Annotated in this window: 20 protein-coding genes; 2 read left to right on the forward strand and 18 right to left on the reverse strand. The window is 40.7% G+C overall.

Features of this window, described 5'->3' with window-relative positions:
* Positions 1-8: 8 nt before the first annotated feature.
* Genes ABMY35_RS20005 through ABMY35_RS20040 form a run of 8 tightly spaced genes read right to left on the reverse strand, consistent with a single transcriptional unit; the run spans position 9 to position 5,096 of the window.
* Positions 9-1,166: a S8/S53 family peptidase gene (locus ABMY35_RS20005; protein ID WP_349287832.1), complete on the reverse strand. Its 1,158-nt coding sequence runs from the start codon at positions 1,164-1,166 to the stop codon at positions 9-11.
* A 4-nt stretch (positions 1,167-1,170) separates the two neighbouring features.
* Positions 1,171-1,719, reverse strand: a complete 549-nt coding sequence (locus ABMY35_RS20010; protein WP_349287833.1) for a tail fiber protein — start codon at positions 1,717-1,719, stop codon at positions 1,171-1,173.
* Positions 1,720-1,731: 12 nt separating this feature from the next.
* The gene (locus ABMY35_RS20015) at positions 1,732-2,259 is read right to left on the reverse strand and encodes a tail fiber protein (RefSeq protein ID WP_349287834.1); all 528 of its coding nucleotides are present in this window, start codon (positions 2,257-2,259) and stop codon (positions 1,732-1,734) included.
* Positions 2,260-2,274: 15 nt separating this feature from the next.
* Entirely contained in the window at positions 2,275-2,823 is a 549-nt protein-coding gene (locus ABMY35_RS20020; RefSeq protein ID WP_349287835.1) for a tail fiber protein, read from the reverse strand.
* A gap of 41 nt (positions 2,824-2,864) precedes the next feature.
* Complete coding sequence (locus ABMY35_RS20025; protein WP_349287836.1) at positions 2,865-3,158, reverse strand: hypothetical protein; 294 nt, start codon at positions 3,156-3,158, stop codon at positions 2,865-2,867.
* Between the two features lie 57 nt (positions 3,159-3,215).
* Positions 3,216-3,728, reverse strand: coding sequence for a GNAT family N-acetyltransferase (locus ABMY35_RS20030; RefSeq protein WP_349287837.1), 513 nt, complete (start codon positions 3,726-3,728; stop codon positions 3,216-3,218).
* 5 nt (positions 3,729-3,733) lie between these two features.
* Entirely contained in the window at positions 3,734-4,375 is a 642-nt protein-coding gene (locus ABMY35_RS20035) for an aspartyl/asparaginyl beta-hydroxylase domain-containing protein (RefSeq protein WP_349287838.1), read from the reverse strand.
* Positions 4,376-4,379: 4 nt separating this feature from the next.
* Positions 4,380-5,096, reverse strand: a complete 717-nt coding sequence (locus ABMY35_RS20040; protein WP_349287839.1) for a hypothetical protein — start codon at positions 5,094-5,096, stop codon at positions 4,380-4,382.
* Positions 5,097-5,357: 261 nt separating this feature from the next.
* Here ABMY35_RS20040 and ABMY35_RS20045 point away from each other — a divergent pair, with 261 nt between their 5' ends.
* A complete protein-coding gene (locus ABMY35_RS20045) occupies positions 5,358-5,891 on the forward strand; it encodes a hypothetical protein (RefSeq protein WP_349287840.1) in 534 nt (177 codons plus the stop codon).
* Positions 5,892-5,917: 26 nt separating this feature from the next.
* On the opposite strand, the gene ruvB is transcribed toward ABMY35_RS20045, so the two are convergent.
* The 9 genes from ruvB to ABMY35_RS20090 form a co-directional block, all read right to left on the reverse strand.
* Positions 5,918-6,925, reverse strand: a complete 1,008-nt coding sequence (gene ruvB, locus ABMY35_RS20050; RefSeq protein WP_138630609.1) for a Holliday junction branch migration DNA helicase RuvB — start codon at positions 6,923-6,925, stop codon at positions 5,918-5,920.
* Positions 6,926-6,933: 8 nt separating this feature from the next.
* Positions 6,934-7,551 carry a Holliday junction branch migration protein RuvA gene (gene ruvA / locus ABMY35_RS20055; protein WP_349287841.1) on the reverse strand — a complete coding sequence of 206 codons (618 nt, stop codon included), beginning with the start codon at positions 7,549-7,551 and terminating at the stop codon, positions 6,934-6,936.
* A gap of 5 nt (positions 7,552-7,556) precedes the next feature.
* A complete protein-coding gene (gene ruvC / locus ABMY35_RS20060) occupies positions 7,557-8,078 on the reverse strand; it encodes a crossover junction endodeoxyribonuclease RuvC (RefSeq protein ID WP_349287842.1) in 522 nt (173 codons plus the stop codon).
* 56 nt (positions 8,079-8,134) lie between these two features.
* On the reverse strand, positions 8,135-9,490 hold the full coding sequence (locus ABMY35_RS20065) for an ATP-binding protein (protein ID WP_349287843.1): 1,356 nt from the start codon (positions 9,488-9,490) through the stop codon (positions 8,135-8,137).
* Position 9,491: 1 nt separating this feature from the next.
* Positions 9,492-10,895 (reverse strand): sigma-54 dependent transcriptional regulator, encoded by a 1,404-nt coding sequence (locus ABMY35_RS20070; protein WP_349287844.1) that lies wholly within the window; start codon positions 10,893-10,895, stop codon positions 9,492-9,494.
* Between the two features lie 15 nt (positions 10,896-10,910).
* Entirely contained in the window at positions 10,911-13,331 is a 2,421-nt protein-coding gene (locus tag ABMY35_RS20075; RefSeq protein WP_349287845.1) for an ABC transporter permease, read from the reverse strand.
* Positions 13,332-13,341: 10 nt separating this feature from the next.
* Complete coding sequence (locus tag ABMY35_RS20080) at positions 13,342-14,049, reverse strand: ABC transporter ATP-binding protein (protein WP_349287846.1); 708 nt, start codon at positions 14,047-14,049, stop codon at positions 13,342-13,344.
* 27 nt (positions 14,050-14,076) lie between these two features.
* Complete coding sequence (locus tag ABMY35_RS20085; protein ID WP_349287847.1) at positions 14,077-15,333, reverse strand: HlyD family efflux transporter periplasmic adaptor subunit; 1,257 nt, start codon at positions 15,331-15,333, stop codon at positions 14,077-14,079.
* A gap of 185 nt (positions 15,334-15,518) precedes the next feature.
* A complete protein-coding gene (locus ABMY35_RS20090) occupies positions 15,519-16,109 on the reverse strand; it encodes a CBS domain-containing protein (RefSeq protein WP_349287848.1) in 591 nt (196 codons plus the stop codon).
* Positions 16,110-16,393: 284 nt separating this feature from the next.
* Between ABMY35_RS20090 and ABMY35_RS20095 the strand changes: the two genes are divergently transcribed.
* Positions 16,394-17,353, forward strand: coding sequence for an FHA domain-containing protein (locus tag ABMY35_RS20095; protein WP_349287849.1), 960 nt, complete (start codon positions 16,394-16,396; stop codon positions 17,351-17,353).
* 25 nt (positions 17,354-17,378) lie between these two features.
* On the opposite strand, the gene ABMY35_RS20100 is transcribed toward ABMY35_RS20095, so the two are convergent.
* A complete protein-coding gene (locus tag ABMY35_RS20100) occupies positions 17,379-17,891 on the reverse strand; it encodes an Mpo1-like protein (RefSeq protein ID WP_349287850.1) in 513 nt (170 codons plus the stop codon).
* Positions 17,892-17,906: the final 15 nt, after the last annotated feature.

Genomic DNA, 17,906 nt, shown 5'->3' on the forward strand with positions numbered 1-17,906 from the left:
TATTGATTTTATGTTTTTAACTTTTTGTGTATTTGTGCTTTTGTTAAGCCACAACTTAACAGTCGAGCAAGCTCACCCGACACCATAGCCGCAGCAGCAGAAGTACCGAGGGCTTTTAATGTGCCTTTTTTATGGTTCAAAACCACCTTTTCAGGTGCGTAAATATCTACACATTTGCCATAGTTTGAAAAACCTGAAATCGCCCCCTCAGTAGTATGTGCTCCTACAATAGTGACCCCTTTAATTTTTGCCAGATGATTAAACTCACATGCCGGCTGGCTGTGATTTCCGGCCGACACCACCACAAAATCGACCCCACCATTTACTAAGCCATGATCAATCACTTTAGAAAGAAAGTCTGACAAAAAAGGTAAAGTCCAACTGGTGTTGATGATGTGCGCGTTCATCTTTTGAGAAATACTAAATGCTAATATCATGGCTGAAGTGAGCGTACTAGATTGCTGCAGTGCGATATATTGAGCTGTAACCGGCGATTGATCATCCGATAATTGTTGAGCAATTGTTGCTGTAACCATACTGGCGTGGCCATTTTGCTGAAACATTTTGGAGGTGGCTCTTTTATCCGCATCGTACGCGAGTATGAAGTCCAAGTCAGAAAGTAAGGGATGCTCAAAATTGAAGCCATCATCAATTATGGCAATACGCTTAGATGTAGGCGATGAGCAAGATGATAGGGGTAAATCTTTTAATGTAATCGCATCAAGCTTAAATGGTTGCTCTTGTATTTGTTTATTGAAGCTTGATTCTTTAACAATGGCAAAATCAGGTTGAACCTGAACAACATTTAATTCGTTCTTTAACGAATTAAATACTTGAATAAATAGCTCTGCTTTTGCAGTTAATAAGACTATTTGAGTGTGCTCTAATTCAGCAAGTATCTGAATTTTACTGACACCTTGAGTCTCATTTAACTGGCTAAAATAATGCTTTTTTGTCTCAACGATAATGCGTTTATTTAAAAATAACTCTATCCCCACATTACTTTGATAAATCCCTTCTCTGTCAGTCTCATAAAGCTTGACCAATCCAGATTGGTTATAAAAAGACAAAAAGGGCTCGTCAACCACAGTAGCAAAGTCGCTGCTAACAACGGCATTGCTACATAGGAATAATAAACAAACACTTAACCACTTAATGAGGGGCATATTTTTAACTTCTTGGAGGAAATATACCATCTATACAAATACAGAATTGTATTGCTAGATATGGCTGTCTATTTTCGTGTGCTTGATTTTGTCCACTGTTTAATACCGCTTGTGGGTTAAGGGTAATGTTTGACCCTCCCGAATCATCTGATGAATAAACTCGGGCTAAACCCCCTGTTGTTGCTCTTGCCGCAGAGAGTAAACCTGTACCGTTCGATCTATCAATCAAACCTGCTTTAATCGTTTTACCAGCGTATAACTCGTGAGTGTGAGAAGGTAATTGGCTCTCCATCAGTACAACATCCGGTAATCCAACTTTGTTACCTAAATCCCCCGGAGACAACCCCGGTGCTTGACCAAACATGGTTGGACTTCTGCCTTGTAGATCCGGCATTTGCATGTTGGTTTGACCATTGCCGCCGTAAATAGTACCTATAACTGCAAACAATGCCTGATTTTGTGAGATATCAATAACTTGCCCATCACAGAACGTATAACCCACTGGCGCGAAGGTATAAGGCAACATATCGACCTGACCAATAAATGGATCCATTTTATTACTCCTTTAGTTACGAGACGGGTATAAGCCGTTCATGCAAATGATAAAACCGAGATACAGCATTGGCATTCTATTCTCGTGCGCTTCATCACCACCGGTTTTGCCAATTACTCCGCTGCTAAAGGGCCTTGTCTCTAACCCTGCGGTAGAATCAGGTAAAAAATGTAATTCACTACCAATGTAAGACTGCCCATCAACTGGTGCTTGTAATTCTGACGCTGCACTGGCTACTTGAACGGCGTGATTGTGCACTGGCAATTGATCCGTCGACAACACAACTTGTTCAACACCATACCGCTGACCTATCACTCGATTTGTCAGGCCTGGCCCCTGCCCATCACCGACTGGGATTCGCCCGCGCATGTCTGGAAGGCCGTAAGTTGACCGACCATCACCACCATAATTAGAGCCCAGTAGACTAAACAAAGACTGATTATCAGTTATCGCTTGTAGCTGACCTGCACAGTATGACCAGTGGTATGGAGAGTACACACCTGCAAACATGCGAATTTCACCCAAATATGCATCACTCATATTATGCTCCTTTACTTAGTTTCTTGGTGGATACGCACCGTTAAGTGCAATAATAAAACCAATTACCGTGGTCGGTTGAAGGTTAGTGTGTGGCGCATTCGACCCCACAGTACCCATGCTTTGAGACGATAAAGTATCCAAATCACCTGAATTGTTCGCATAAAACTTTTTCACACCTTGTGCGTACTGTGTATTTGCCGTCGATATGGCATATCGCGCCGTTGGATTAGTATTGCTAAAGGGTAAAAAGCTATCACCTTCTGCTGAGCTAACTTGAAAGTCATGATTGTGCCCTGTTTGCGCATTTGTCAAAGTAACCTCTTCAAAGCCACTTTTTTGCCCTTGCTTCATGATGCCATACTTGCCTTGATAAACAGGCGCTCGCCCGCGCATATCTGGTAAGCCAAAGTTCGTTCGAGCATTACCACCAAACGTATTTCCGAGTAATGAAAATAACGCGGGGTTGTCGTGGATATTAATCAATGCGCCATTACATGATGCCCAATGAACAGGTGGAAAATTAAAGGCAACCATCTGCATCATGCCCAAATACGGATTAACCATAAAAACCACTCCTTACTTTTAAATTGGGTTTAACCCACTGTTTAACTACGCTTACGCGAAATAACAATCTGATATTTATCAACGTCATAAATGCTCATAAACATCGGATATTCACCAAACGCACTATGCTTAAATAAATAGTTATCTTGAGGAAGTTGGTTATTCGGATCACCATGAAGGGAAATACTGAATGAAGAAAACTCCTCAGTATTTATTTTGCCAGCCTCTACATTATCAATTTCAAGCACACCAACCTGTTGTTCATTTTGTACTGAAAATACGTCTACTGTTTCACCCACTAACGAGTGCATCAAATCATGCGTTACTATTCCCATTTCTTGCTACTCTTTATATTTTTATTTAAGAAAAAGCCCGTCCATTGACGAACGCGTTTAAACGCCCACAATTTGCTTCATAGAAGGGGGGTACCAAATCATGAGCTCGTATGGTGTCTGAACTTCAGAAACTTGAAACCCAAGCTCTAAATACAAGCGTTTCACAGCCAAGTTGTGGCTTAAGACAGAGAGAGTTAAAGGGGCTGCTGACTGAGCAGCACAATGCTGAAAAGATTGGATAATTGCCCTGCCAAAACCATGTCCTCGAGCTGCGATCAAAAAGCCTATGTCAATTAAGCGAATTTCATTATGACCAAAATCAAGGGTTGCCTTGCCTATCGGTTCTCCATGTTTTTCAATAATGAAATACATTGCATTAGGATACTGAGCACCGTAGCCTTGTATTTGGGCTTTAAGCTGCATGTCGACTATTGACTCAATAAAGTCCTGTTCACCCTCTATACATTGCAGATCTTGCCTTACTTCTCTGTGCAGTTTTTCTAAAAAAGGTGTATCACTTGGCTTTGAGGGGCGAATATGCAGCCCTTGCGGAATTGTAAATTGCACCATGATCCTTATCCTATAACGTGCGTTAAATTGGTATCATTAACGTCTATATTTCTTTGCTTGTTTTTAATCAAACATGCTAACCATTCATTAACATCACTATCGATTACTAAATTTACTCTGCTTTTGTTGCTATTGTTTGTCACTTGATGAGTCAAATGGGTATTGATGTACCAAAGCTCTCCTGAGTTCATAGGAACACATTGCTCTTCAACATAAAAACCGACGTCATCACCAAAAGACAAAGGGACATGTAATCTCGCTTCACCGTACTCAATCGAAACATGGTTATCAGAATGTGGTAATATTTGGCTTTGAGGTTTTAACCTCATCAAGCGCGCAGATCTTACTGGGCACTGGAGTGAATTAATAAACGCCTTTATACACGGCAAACGCTCTAAAATCGGTAAATTCATCCAAGATGTTTGCGGCCCTTCTAAAGAAAAGCACTGCAAAATAGGATGGCATTCTAAATGCTCATGCCGAGCCCTTAATGCAACCACATCCCACTCCCCCTGATAACACGTTTTGTTTACATGGGTATGCCAGTCAAGTTGCTCTAACTTGTTAAGCTCATCAAGTGCTTGCTGTGCATCTAAGGTTTTGTCTAATTTAGCAAAACCAATGACCCCATTTATCATGCGTTGCATTTTTTTACCCAATTGGCTGGCCACTGGGTGCAAAAAACCACTCTCTGTCTTTAAACTGTCCGCCAACAACCTTTATTTCGCTCTGTCCATCCAATTGATGCAATGTTGGCTTTGAAAGCAACGACTTAGCGCTATAGCTATAGAGCAAAGTCCCTGAGTTATCGAATACTTTTATTGAATTAGACTGGCTACAAAGAACATGTAAACGCCCGGAATCATCTAGGGTAATTGATTTAATACCGTTTAATTGTTCAAAGTGATTGAGACCTTGGCTTCCCACATCACCATAATGGCCGCCATCAAAGCCTATCACCTTAATCGTGCCTGGGCCGGTCACTAAGAATACCAACTGATTATCTTCATCAACGGCAAAGTCTTTGATTAAGCCATATTTTAGATTTAGTGGAATACTGCCAAGCACTTGTCCAACTTGGTCATATATGTAAATTTCGTCTGTGTGTTCAAAAAGTACAAATAGTCCATTTGGATAATATCTGGCTGCTAAGGGGTTGAGTTCAAAAGTGACATCTTGCCCTGATGGTGATGTCATGGTCATTTCAGGAAAGCTAATCGATAAATCTTTAAGGGCTTGTTTACTTATCCGTCGAGTCAATTTTGACGTATTTAGTTCAGCATTGGCTGCCAATGCAGTTACAGAAGCTGGTGCTAAAACTAGTCCAACGACCGAAGCCGAAGTTTTTAAAAAATTGCGGCGTTGCATTACCTGTTCCTTATTCTGAAATAAATAATTTAAGCCACTATATAATTACACAAATATAAAAAATCCCTAATTACAGCTCATTACACCTTGCTAACTTTACCTAAAAAAATACACACATATGTTACACAATCACTTTTACCAATTTAGATATACAGGGTTCGACTACGCTTACAGTCCATTACACTCTATTGCACTGGTGCCTTTAGAGTTGATAACTTAATAAAGGGAAAGTCGAAAGGCTTGAGTCAAAGGAGTTCGCTCATGATCGATCACACAAGAACGATTTTAAATTTTTTAACTGAAATAGAGCTGGCCTTTGAGCTTCAGCCCATAACTGAAAAGACTTTCTTACCCGGGTTAATACTCAAACATGGCGTGTTATTGATTGATAAAGACAAACTTCTTTTCCCCGGAGACATATTGCATGAAGCTGGTCATGTTGCTGTGTGCGAACCTATTTTTAGAGAGTGCTTAAAAGGCAATATATTTAAAAACGGTTTGCTGGTAGGCAGAGAAAAGCAAGCCATGTATGGAGAAGAAATGGCGGCCACAGCTTGGGCTGTCGCAGCTGCTAAGCATTTATCTATCTCACTAGATATTATTTTTCACAGTGATTCTTATCGCGGCGCCAATAATACGTTAATTAATGACTTTGAAAGTGGTAATGGGTTTGGCTTTCCACTATTACAGGCATGGCAAATGACGTGCCCTGAAGCGGGCTACCCTAATATGGTGAAATGGATAAGGGATTTACGTTGGGTCGAGTCTCGCCCAAATGAGACTCAACCAGATTAATGGGCTAATACCCAAGGGTATACTGCTTAGTCTTGTTTTGGTGCCAAATCAAAATGCAAATAAGCGGCATTTGATGCTATACGCCCTCTTGGCGTGCGCTGAATAAAGCCTTGCTGAATTAAGAATGGCTCAATCACGTCTTCAATGGTTTCGCGCTCTTCACCAATTGCTGCGGCAATATTGTCGAGGCCGACAGGGCCACCAGCAAATTTTTCTATCAGTGCTAGCAGATATTTTCTATCCATATAGTCGAAGCCGCATTTATCGACATCGACCATATCAAGGGCTTGTTTTGCGATATCTTGGCTGACTTTACCGTCGCCTTTGACTTGGGCAAAATCTCTTACTCGACGCAGTAAACGGTTAGCGATACGTGGTGTGCCGCGTGAACGGCGGGCCACTTCATCGGCACCTTCTGGGCTAATAGCTAGGTCTAAATAGTATGCCGAACGAGAAATAATAGTTGCTAAATCTGCAGCTGAGTAAAACTCTAAGCGCTGCACAATACCAAAACGATCTCGTAGTGGTGAGGTCAATGAACCAGCGCGCGTGGTGGCACCGATCAGTGTAAATGGCGGCAGGTCTAGTTTAATCGAACGTGCTGCAGGCCCCTCGCCTATCATGATATCAAGCTGATAGTCTTCCATTGCAGGGTAAAGAATTTCTTCTACCTGTGGGCTCAAACGGTGAATTTCGTCAATAAACAGCACATCACCTTCTTCTAAGTTTGTTAAAAGCGCGGCTAGATCACCGGCTTTTTCAAGCACAGGGCCTGATGTAGTTTTGATGTTTACTTCAAGCTCATTGGCAACAATATTAGCCAATGTCGTTTTACCTAAACCTGGCGGGCCAAAAATAAGCAAATGATCGAGCGCTTCTTGACGTGAGCGCGCCGCCTCAATGAAAATCTCCATTTGCTTTTTCACATGGGGCTGACCTGTGTAGTCATCGAGTAACTTAGGTCTTATGGCTCTGTCTATTACTTCTTCGTTGCCTTGAACACTTGGCTCAATCAGTCTATCAGCTTCAATCATAAGGTTAATTACATCATTGATTTAAGCGCTTCTTTGATCAGCGCTTCGGTATTCATATCTGGCTGGCTTACTGCCTTAACCGCTTTTTGTGCTTGCGCTAGTTTATAGCCTAATGCGAGTAATGCAGCAACTGCATCATCGGCTGGATTATTAGCAACCGTCGGATCTTCTTGTGGCGCAATGACTGCATTATCGCTAAATGGCGTGAGCAAATCATTGCCGAAGTCTTTTAAACGATCTTTCATTTCTAGCACTAAACGTTCTGCGGTTTTCTTACCTACGCCTGGAATTTTCACCAAAGTGGTCGCATCTTCGTTATTCACACAGTGGATGAATTGCTCAGCTGACATACCCGATAAAATCGCTAAACCGAGTTTTGGACCAACACCATTGGCTTTTATCAATTCTCGAAATAAAGCGCGCTCTTTTTTATGATTAAAACCGAATAACAACTGGGCGTCTTCACGTACCACAAAATGCGTGTAAATCGCTGCTTGCTCGCCAACATTAGGTAACTCATAGAAACAGGTCATTGGCATTTGAACTTCGTAACCTACCCCATTTACATCAAGTAAAATCTCCGGTGGTTGTTTTTCTAATAGTATGCCGTTTAGTCTTCCAATCATGTTTATTACCTTAATCTTCGACGAACTGTTTTACTGGCGTTACCAGCTAAACGAATTAAATTTTGCTCAGAATGTGCATGACAAACGGCAATGGCTAATGCATCTGCTGCATCTGCTTGTGGTGTTCCTGGTAGCTTCAGGATACGTTTGACCATTTCTTGGACCTGCTCTTTTTTAGCGCCGCCTGTACCTACTACCGCCTGTTTTACTTGCCTAGCGGAGTATTCATAAACAGGAACATCTTGCATAGTAGCGGCAACAATCGCAGCGCCTCGGGCTTGCCCTAGTTTTAATGCAGAGTCTGGATTATGTGCCATAAACACTTGCTCTATGCCAAAACTTTGCGGGTTAAATTGCTCAATCAGCTGGGTGACACCTTGGAAGATCATTTTTAATCGGGTCGGAAAATCATGCTCCCCCACTTTAATACACCCACTGCCTAGGTAGGTAAACTTACTTCCTTGATGATCAATCACACCGTACCCGGTAAATCTTGAACCGGGATCTATGCCTAAGATTACTGCCAAAGCACATTCTCATTTATTTTTTTGGCATAATGCCAAAATACTGTATGAATTACCAGTTATTCGTTATCTCTTTGCAACATTGGCAAAGTCACGGTTGCGATTGCACCTTGATCAAGATGATTCTCTAATTGTAATTGCCCGTCATGGTTAAGCATTATCTGTCGACTTAATGCTAAGCCTAAGCCAGTGCCTTGCTGCTTTGTGGTATAAAAAGGCACAAATAAGTTATCAAAATTAGCGATCCCCTGCCCAAAATCTCGGATGCTAATTTTCAACATGTCATCACTTGCTTCAAGTTCTAGTTCAATGCCTTGCTGGTTATTTACTGTATTGGCTTCAATGGCATTTTTTATCAGATTGATAAGCACTTGCTGAAGCTGTTTTTTATCAACATTCAGCACTAACTGTGAGGCAGGTTTTGGCCAATTTTCGCTATAAGTAAATTCACAATCAAACAAAGGCAGAATAGGACCAAACAAACTTTGTACGGTGACCGCTGATTTACTCGGCTTTGGCAATTGAGCCAATTCTCGGTAACTGGTAATAAAGGCTTGCAAAGAACTTGCCCGCTCAGAAATGATTTCAAGCCCTTGTTGAAACTGAGGTTGTTTAGGAAATTCACATTGTTGAATTTTCTTATTAAGGCTACGACTGATTGTCGCTATTGGCGTGAGTGAATTATTAAGTTCGTGACTTAATACGCGCAATAGGTCTTGCCATGCTTGCTGTTTTCTCTCATCTAGTATTTGTTCTGCTTTTATTAACAGCAGCAGCGTATGTGAGTTGCCAGCGCTTAAATACTTATCTTTAAAAGCAAAATACTCGCCTTGTAACTGCGTAGTCTTTAACGTCACAACTGCTGAATTTTTCTCAGTGATTGATTTCATCCAATGGAAATCTTGAAGTGAACAAACTTCTAACTCTTGGCCTAAAAATAACTGGGTAAGTGCGGCATGATTTGCCATCACGATATTTTGCTCATTGTCGTAAGCAAAGCACATAGCTTGAACCTGATCTAAAATTTTATCGATCAGGATCTGCTTTTCAGATACTTGGCGACTCTTTGTTTGTAAATTATCTGCGAGCGTATTGATTAGTTTCAACAGTGGCGCGATGGCGGCATCTTGCTGTAAGTTTCCACGCAATGTGTAATCTTCTTCAATCAAAGCCGCCAATAAGTTACTGATAAGCTGTTGTTGTTTGTCTATGTTATTTCGCGTGGTATACACCACATAAAACAACCCTAACAATGCGATGATGCTGAAAAAGGCCAATAAATAGATGTTGAACCCTGCGTAAAATAAACTAAAAAAAGCCACTAAAATCGTAGGGATCGAAAGCCCCAATAATAACCGAGTCTGCTGCTGTTTATGATCAACCGCTTTCGTTTTGGAGCGTGCGAAAAATTGCATGCTATTGCGCTTCGTATTTAGCTAAACGACGGTAATAGCCGCTGCGACTAAGACCCAGAGATTTGGCTGTTTCGGTGACATTCCCAGCAAAGTGTTTAAGTCTTTGCTCCATGGCCTGAAACTCTATTTCATCTAAGGTTAAATTGGCTTGGCTGGTAATACTGTCTTCTGGCATCGATGTCAGTGCATTTTGCTGAGTGAGATTACTGGTTACGTTGAGATTCAGGCTCTCAGCTGTGATACTTGTTTCACTTAAAAACAGCGCGCGCTCTATACAATGGCTTAACTCTCTTAAATTGCCCGGCCAGTGATATGCGAGCAATGCAGCTTTAGCACACTCAGACAAACAAACATCGTTTTTGCCGTAATGCTTACTGTGCTTTGCAACAAAGTAATTTGCCAATGGCACTATGTCGTCTTTGCGCGCTTTTAACACAGGCATGTGCAAGGTAACCGTGTTTAAGCGATAAAATAAATCTTGTCGAAATGACCCTGCTTGAATGGCACATTCAAGATCGGAATTTGTCGCAGACACTAATCTTACATCAGCACATTGGGTTTTGCTTGAACCCACAGGCTCAAATTGTTTTTCTTCTAATACGCGTAGCAATTTTGCCTGCTGAGCGAGCGGAATATTACCTATTTCGTCTAAAAATAATGTACCATGCTGCGCCATTTGAAAGCGCCCTGCACGATTTTGTTTGGCATCTGTAAATGCGCCTTTTACATGACCAAATAGCTCGCTTTCAAATAAACTTTCTACAATCGCGCCCATATTTGCACTAACAAAGGGCCCTGAAACTCGCTTTGAAAACTGATGAATTTTACTTGCAAGTAAGCTTTTACCTGTGCCGTTTTCACCTGTGATCAAAATGTTCATATCACTTTTTGCTAAACTTTGTGCTTGTTTGAGCAGTTGCTGCATCACTGCAGATTCAGCAATGAGATCGTCATGTTGGAGATATAAGTCTTGTTTAAGTTGACTATTTTCGTCTTGCGAAAGTTCGAGCTGTTGCTCGCGCTCGGCCAGTGTAATTTGAGTTTGAATGGTATTGATGAGTGCGTCGTCTTGCCACGGCTTTTGCACAAAGTCTTTTGCACCGGCCTTCAAAGCTGAAACCGCGATATCTATGGTCGCCCAGCCTGTCATGGCAATTATTGGCGGCAGTTTATCGGCCAAAAATTCATTCATTTGTTGAATAAATTCAATACCTTCACTGCCTGATGTGGTATCACGATGGAAGTTCATATCCAGCATGACAAGATCAAATGTATGTTGCGTTAATTGGGTTTTAGCCGCTTCAAGAGACGTTACCCCTTGCACATCAAAACCATGATCATCTAGTAAAAACTGTAGGCTGGCGATGATGTTAATATCATCGTCAGCCACTAAAATATTTGCCATTATTATTGTTATTCCTTACTCATAGCGAAGCACCTGGCTTGGCTCCAATACTACCGCATTTCTAGTCGGGAAATAAATGGCAAGTAACACCGCACTGGCAACTAGCACTGTTACGACGCACGCAAGTATCGGATAAATGTAAGCCGGTACTAGCTGCTCAGTAAAATTATGAAACAAATAAGCAATCAAGACAAAAAGTAGTAAGGCTAAGCCACTCCCCAGTACCAACAATTTACTACCTTGCTTTACGAATAAACTGACTATCGCTCTATCTGTCGCACCGACAGCGCGGCGGACGCCAATTTCGTTGTAGCGTTGGAAAACTGTACCCGCACTCAAGCCATAAATACCTGTTAATGCTAAGAACAACGCGAAGAAAGCACATCCAAAAGTAATAAAGAACGCTGTTTTGGCCATTTTATGCAGCATGCCAAAGTCATCTTCTTTCGATCTAAAATAACCAGGATCAGACGCTGGATCTAATCGATAAAATACATGATAAAAATCGGTCTGAGCTTGTTGGCTATCTCCAAAGTGCTTTAATGTCACTCTTAAAGGCACAACTTCACCTTGTAACGCCGATGTATAAATTTCGTCTTCTTTATCAAGTGAAGCAAATAGAGACGATGCATTCATTCTGTTTGTCACAACTCCCACAATTGTGTGTGTCTCTTTTCCTGATTTAAGTTCAACGTCTATTTGCTCCCCAAGCGGGCTGGCATTCGGCCAGTATCGTTTTGCCATTGAATCTGAGATCACAGTTGTTCGCATTGCATTGCGATGATCTTGTTTGTCAAGGTGACGACCCTCTAGCAAATACGGACCGTAGCTTTGTGTGTTTCCAATCAGCTCAATCACATCTACTTGTGGTTTGTCCTGATCTCTTTCAATGATTTGGCCTGCTGGGTAGACAGGCTTTTTACCCAAGTACGCACTGAGAGAGACATCGCTGATACTATCTTGCTGTTCAAGTTCAGCTTTTAGTAATTGATAATAAGTAAGTTTTTGTTCTGCAGAGGTATAGCGGTTTTCATCTAACGTTAAATTCACATCTAGACTATTCTTGAAGTCTACGCCCATATCCATATTAATAATAGTTTGGGATAAAAACGCAGATAACCCACCAATAAGCATTAGGGTAGAAATTAAAAATATTTGTGCGGTCAATAATACTTTAGAAAGTCGACCCGCTTTTTTACCTTGAGCTCCTCGTGTACCATCTCGTAGAGTGGCATTCACATCTTGTGTTGCTGCTTTACACGCAGGTAAGAAACAAGCAAAGAAAAGCGTCACTATTGCAAACACTAAGGCTGCGAATAAGGTGTCAGTATCCATTCCCCAATGCCACCAGAATGCAAGGTTATCAGCCATATGACTTTGTAAAACGATTTCTGTATAACTCAGGGCAGCTCCTGCTAATAAAACCGCTAACACAGAACCAAGAATGGTTAAAATGCTCCCCTCCCACATTAACTGAGAAATTAAACGCTTTGTGGGGGCACCTAACGCAGCACGGATCGCCGTCTCTTTATTTTTCTCTAACGCTCTAGCAAGCAATAAGTTACCAACATTGATACAAGCGAGTAATAATATGCATAGTGCAACACCATTGATAAAGGTAAAAACAATACCACCCGCACCATTTACTTGTGCACTCGGAAACGATGTAATCGCAACTGTTCTTGGCTCATAGTCACGGCCCAGTGCTTGCTGCTTCTGAGCATAAAACCCTTTTAACAAGCTAGATAATTCAGTTTCGGCTAGCTCAACAGACGTGCCTTTATTTAAACGACCGTAGGCACTAAGCCACTCATCGTTGCTCATTTGTGGCTGTCTATATTGCAAAGATAAAGGCTGCCAAGCTCTACCTGCGACTGGAAACGCAAAACCTTCAGGCATAACGCCTATAACCGCCGTTAATTGATTATTAAGATTTATAATTTGACCAACTATATCTTGCTGACCATTAAAAGTGCTCTGCCAAATAACATAACTTAACACCACCACAGACTCTGCACCGGCTTGGTAGTCTTCAGCTTGTAGTGTACGTCCCATTAATGGTTGAACTTTTGCAAACTCAAAGAAGTTACTATCCACTTTTTCTAAACTAAGTCGTTTAGATGTTTGTTCAAATAATATATGCCCAAATGTTGATACATAACGACCTATCTGCGCGAAACTGGTTTGTGATTCGATTAGATTCGCGGTTTCCCAAGCAGGCATAGGATCTAGGTCTGCATCTTCTTGTGATTGAGAAGATATATGTAAAATGGTATCGCCTTCGGGTAAAGGTAAATCTTTGTATAGCACTGAATTCAATAATGAAAAACTATACAAGCTGACAAATAGCCCGCCAATAAGCACCAGCAGCGTCAAGGCTGAGAATTTAGGCGACAGAAGTAATTGTCTGAGTGCATACTTAATATCAAGCCACATACTGTGCTCCTTACGCTGGTACTTTTTCGATGGAATGAAGCATGACATCATTGACTAATGTGCCATCAAGAATACTAACTTGTCGCTGCGCCATCTGAGCACTACGAGGGTCGTGCGTCACCATGCAAATCGTGCTGCCATCTCGATGTAACTGGTCAAATAACGCCATCACTTTTTCTGCATTTTGACTGTCTAAGTTACCTGTTGGCTCATCGGCAAAGATAATTTTAGGATCGTTCACCAAAGCTCTTGCAACGGCCACTCTTTGCTGTTGACCACCAGAGAGCTGAGAAGGAAAGTGATTCGCACGATGTTGCATACCAACACGTTCCAATACTTCATCCACCTTACTTTGCATCAAGCTCTTAGAGACATCATTTTGGTAAGTCAGCGGCAACATGATGTTTTCACTGATTGTGAGACTAGAAATTAAGTTAAAAGACTGAAAAACAAAGCCGATATCATAACAACGGATCTGAGCCCGTTTATCTCGGCTAAAACTCGTGACATCTTGACCATTAAATAAATATTGTCCGCTGGTTGCGGTGTCGAGTAAGCCTAAAATAGACAGCAAGGTAGATTTACCACAGCCAGAAGGACCAGACAGGGAAACATACTCACCTTGTGCAATTTCAAGATTAATATTATTTAACGCATGGGTTTCGATGTCTTCAGTTAAAAATGATTTATTGATGTTACTTAAACTTAATAATGACATGAGAGATCCTTTTTAAACCTATTGATATTATTGTATTTTGACACTGCTATGAGATGCCCATGCGCTGGTGTCAGAGATAATAATTTGATCGCCTGGGTTAAGACCAGAGAGAATTTGAATATATTTTGCAGTACTAGCGCCAAGTTTGACTTCATGTTTTTGTGCAAAGACGCCGCCATTGGTCGTTTTGAACAGTTCTACCGTACGATTTTTTGGTGCAAATGCAGGGCGTTTTACATAAAGCGTGTTTTTGATGTTGGTCACTTCAATATAACCATCAATATTGAGATCTGATCGCGCTTCCTTAGGCAGTTCAGAAAGAATCCCCACCTCCACTGCCACTAGACCATTTTCAGATAGCGGGGAAATACGTTGCACTTCACCCACGAGCTTATTAAAGCGGGTATCAATGGTGACGGGTTGACCCATTACAACGTCTTTAACTTGTATTTCTTGTACGTTTATCTCGGCAAATAACGAATCAGGATCTATTACTAAGGCAGCATTTTCACCGCTATTAAGTTGCTGACCAAGTTCAATCGGCAGCTTTTGTATTACGCCTGAAATACCCGCTGTGATCGTTAAACCACTTACCTGCTGCTGTGCTTTTCTGAGGTTATTTTCAACCTGCTCAAGACGTGCTTGTCTTGCTAATTCGCTGGCTTGATAGTTTTGTTGCATTTTATCAGCACGTTTTATTTGCGCCTGCCAGCGGGCATACTGTTGCGTGACCGCAAGTTGAGTGCGTTTAAAATCTAATGCAGACAATGAGCCTTTACCTTGATCTAGCAACGATTGCTCTGCATCAAGCTTTAATTTCGAGCTTTTGTAATTAAACTCAGCTTCCATAACGGCATTTTCAAGATCAAGTTGTTGAGCTTGTTGCGCAACAGCGGCCGCATTATTTTCAGCCTTAATGGCTTTAAGTTCCCATTGAATTTTCTCTAGTTCACTCAGCAGTTCGACATTTTCTAACACCGCAATTTTCTGTCCTTGCACCACACTGTCGCCGGGTTTTGCAAGTAACTGCTGAACTCTGCCTCTAGATTGCGCTGCACTCCATTGCAATGATTTTGGCTTTAAAACCCCAGAGCCTCTTACTTCAATTTTAAAGTCTCCCTGCTTCACATTAGCCATTTGTAATTTATCTCGTGCGACAAAATAAGACGCATCGCCTAAAAACTGCTTTGATAGGTAAATCGCTAGAACAATCAAAGATATAACAGGTAAGTACCAATATCGTTTAATTGCAGGTTTTGGTTGTGGGGTTCTCTTCGTATCCATAGCTGACTCCAATAGTTGAACTAAGTAACTTAAATCAACTATCGAGCCAACACTTATCTTGTTGTTATTTGATGATTTTTATGTTCTTAAAGTTAAAGACGGTACTAAATTGTGTCGAAACTGAAACAGCTTACAAAATAAGAGTGTCTCAATTATGAGACACTTTTATAACTTCAAAATTGTTTTTAAGCTGTGACTTCTTGGTGATCATGGATAATTTCGAAGATTTCTTTAAATGAATGGGCTGTTTGAAGAATATTAACTGGAATATGTAACGCCCTAGCAATATCACTGGCTGACATCATACCTCTTAAGCTACCTTTTTCATCAACCAACAAGATGTGTTGATGACCTAACCCTCTTAGGGTTTCGAGTACATCGCCTATTTTAGAATTTTCTACCATTGAATAAGGCATCGCACGTAGATCAGATTTCTTTGTCATTAAATCTTCAACAGTCAGATCATTGCGCGACTGGTTGCGTTTTTGCGCCACAGTCAGTACTTTTCTACCCGTTAAATCACGAGAGTTAATAACTCCTAAAAAAGTATCGTCATGGTCTATTACTAACTTAGACCTAACATGCCCGTTTACCATCATAAATAAAGCATGATCAACATCGACGTCTTTTAAAATAACTTGCGGCGTTCGTCGGGTAAAATCGGTCACTATCTTAAGGGCACTACTATTAAGGTCTAACTTTTCTGAGTCGAAATGATCGCAGAATTGATACACTCCTTTTAACTCGACTGTGTCTATTTTTTTAAATTCACCCATCTTATTACCTCTCAGAACCAATCTTAACTTTATTGCAATAATAAAAATATGGTTCAGTAAGCTCGAATGTGCAAGCTGGTGTAAGTGACTGTAATCGCATATTACAAAAAAAAGGCTTAGACTTGATTTGGGTTAATACAATTTGAACTTTTCAAAATTTCATTATTCGTTCAATGTGTGCATTAACAAGTTAAATCATATTGTGCTGAACAACTGGACAGTTTAGTATCAGCCGATTGTTTCAACGGAAAAATTTTGGTTTTAATTAAGAAAAGGAAGCATGTATGGCTTATCTCATTGATGAACAAAAGCTTGAAAAGGTCTATCTAAAAAGCTACCACACCATTGGGCGATTTAAATATAACGTTGATACGCTTATCAATTCTCCTGAAATCTCTCGTCATCACGCAATTATCGAACATACCCAAGGTAACTGGTTAATTCGAGATGTGAGCACCAATGGTATTTGGATCAATGATAAGAAAATAAGCAAAAACCTTCCTTATCAATTATGTTTAAACGATAAAATTGATTTTGCGGCACCTGGTCGTAGTTCTTTTGTTGTCGGCGACCTAAGCACTGATTGCCAATTCTTAGTGTCTCAGTCTGACAGCAATAAAGTGATCGAAATAAAAGATCAGTTGTTACTGCCAAACGAGCAAGAAGCTACACATATTGCATACTTTGATAGCATGCTTAATTATTGGTTTTTAGAAGACTTATTCACAAATGACAGGCAAGTTTTGATTGATGGAGGACTGATCAGTATTTTTAATGATCAGTGGCAATTTTACTGCTCAAGCCCGTCGACCATTACCAAGCAACTTAAAAGCGAAATAGCACAAAATATTGAATATGCCTTGTCTTTTAACGTGAGCTTGGATGAAGAAAACACGCAGCTTACATTAAATGTTGCGAGCAAAACATTCGATTTAGGGACGCGTTCACATCATTACCTGTTATTACTACTAGCACGCACTCGTATCCTTGATAAACAAGCTGGTTTAGAACCTGAATTACAAGGTTGGATGTATAGAGAAGAGCTTGCTAAGTCGTTAGGCATCCAAATGAATCATATGAATATCATGGTTCACCGAGCCAAAAAACAGTTAGGAGATGCTTGTATGGAAGTATGTCCTGAATTTGCTTATATGCTTGAGTCTGAAAATGGTAAGGTCAGACTTAACTGTAACGACATTACCATTGTTAAAGGCAGTAAACTTGAGACCCGCATCTCTATCTAGAGCAAGTCTCACATTTTTATAAAAGCTAATTTCTGTAGGGGCCCGCATGTTCAATTATGCGGGCTTCTAAGCTTTTAAGTAGGCCAAGCTTAAATAGTAATTCGACCACGACAAATAACGGCCCGACTAGTAAGCCAATTAAATCATCAACAAATGCAGGCTTTTTTCCTTCATAATAGTGCCCGATGAATTGAATTATCCAACCAATAACGAACAACACCGCAAATAACCCATAGAAACTCGCCGTTTGCGCGTTCATACTTTCAAAAATACTGTCTACCCACCATAGCCCTAATAGATATAAACCACTCATGAGCAGGCCAAGTTTAATATCTAAGGCTAAGTAAAACAGCATAGCGAGTATCGCAATGATCAATGCTGGGGTGATCAGAAGGCTGTTGACTGACATTAAAGGAAAATACAGCAAGCCAATTACCGCAAATACGATCAGCGGCACGCCTACAAAGTGGGTTAAAATATTGCGCTCATCACGATGGTAGAGCGCATATTTAATTAAGTGTTGGTCTAATTTTTTCATTTTAGTTCTACTTAT

Origin of the sequence: Pseudoalteromonas sp. BZB3, assembly GCF_040104455.1 — a bacterium.
Taxonomy (GTDB): Bacteria; Pseudomonadota; Gammaproteobacteria; order Enterobacterales; family Alteromonadaceae; genus Pseudoalteromonas.

Coding starts and splice junctions, on each gene's coding strand:
- ABMY35_RS20005 (WP_349287832.1), bottom strand. CDS start 1,166: ATGCCCCTCATTAAGTGGTTAAGTGTTTGTTTATTATTCCTATGTAGC.
- ABMY35_RS20010 (WP_349287833.1), bottom strand. CDS start 1,719: ATGGATCCATTTATTGGTCAGGTCGATATGTTGCCTTATACCTTCGCG.
- ABMY35_RS20015 (WP_349287834.1), bottom strand. CDS start 2,259: ATGAGTGATGCATATTTGGGTGAAATTCGCATGTTTGCAGGTGTGTAC.
- ABMY35_RS20020 (WP_349287835.1), bottom strand. CDS start 2,823: ATGGTTAATCCGTATTTGGGCATGATGCAGATGGTTGCCTTTAATTTT.
- ABMY35_RS20025 (WP_349287836.1), bottom strand. CDS start 3,158: ATGGGAATAGTAACGCATGATTTGATGCACTCGTTAGTGGGTGAAACA.
- ABMY35_RS20030 (WP_349287837.1), bottom strand. CDS start 3,728: ATGGTGCAATTTACAATTCCGCAAGGGCTGCATATTCGCCCCTCAAAG.
- ABMY35_RS20035 (WP_349287838.1), bottom strand. CDS start 4,375: ATGCAACGCATGATAAATGGGGTCATTGGTTTTGCTAAATTAGACAAA.
- ABMY35_RS20040 (WP_349287839.1), bottom strand. CDS start 5,096: ATGCAACGCCGCAATTTTTTAAAAACTTCGGCTTCGGTCGTTGGACTA.
- ABMY35_RS20045 (WP_349287840.1), top strand. CDS start 5,358: ATGATCGATCACACAAGAACGATTTTAAATTTTTTAACTGAAATAGAG.
- ruvB (WP_138630609.1), bottom strand. CDS start 6,925: ATGATTGAAGCTGATAGACTGATTGAGCCAAGTGTTCAAGGCAACGAA.
- ruvA (WP_349287841.1), bottom strand. CDS start 7,551: ATGATTGGAAGACTAAACGGCATACTATTAGAAAAACAACCACCGGAG.
- ABMY35_RS20065 (WP_349287843.1), bottom strand. CDS start 9,490: ATGCAATTTTTCGCACGCTCCAAAACGAAAGCGGTTGATCATAAACAG.
- ABMY35_RS20070 (WP_349287844.1), bottom strand. CDS start 10,895: ATGGCAAATATTTTAGTGGCTGACGATGATATTAACATCATCGCCAGC.
- ABMY35_RS20075 (WP_349287845.1), bottom strand. CDS start 13,331: ATGTGGCTTGATATTAAGTATGCACTCAGACAATTACTTCTGTCGCCT.
- ABMY35_RS20080 (WP_349287846.1), bottom strand. CDS start 14,049: ATGTCATTATTAAGTTTAAGTAACATCAATAAATCATTTTTAACTGAA.
- ABMY35_RS20085 (WP_349287847.1), bottom strand. CDS start 15,333: ATGGATACGAAGAGAACCCCACAACCAAAACCTGCAATTAAACGATAT.
- ABMY35_RS20090 (WP_349287848.1), bottom strand. CDS start 16,109: ATGGGTGAATTTAAAAAAATAGACACAGTCGAGTTAAAAGGAGTGTAT.
- ABMY35_RS20095 (WP_349287849.1), top strand. CDS start 16,394: ATGGCTTATCTCATTGATGAACAAAAGCTTGAAAAGGTCTATCTAAAA.
- ABMY35_RS20100 (WP_349287850.1), bottom strand. CDS start 17,891: ATGAAAAAATTAGACCAACACTTAATTAAATATGCGCTCTACCATCGT.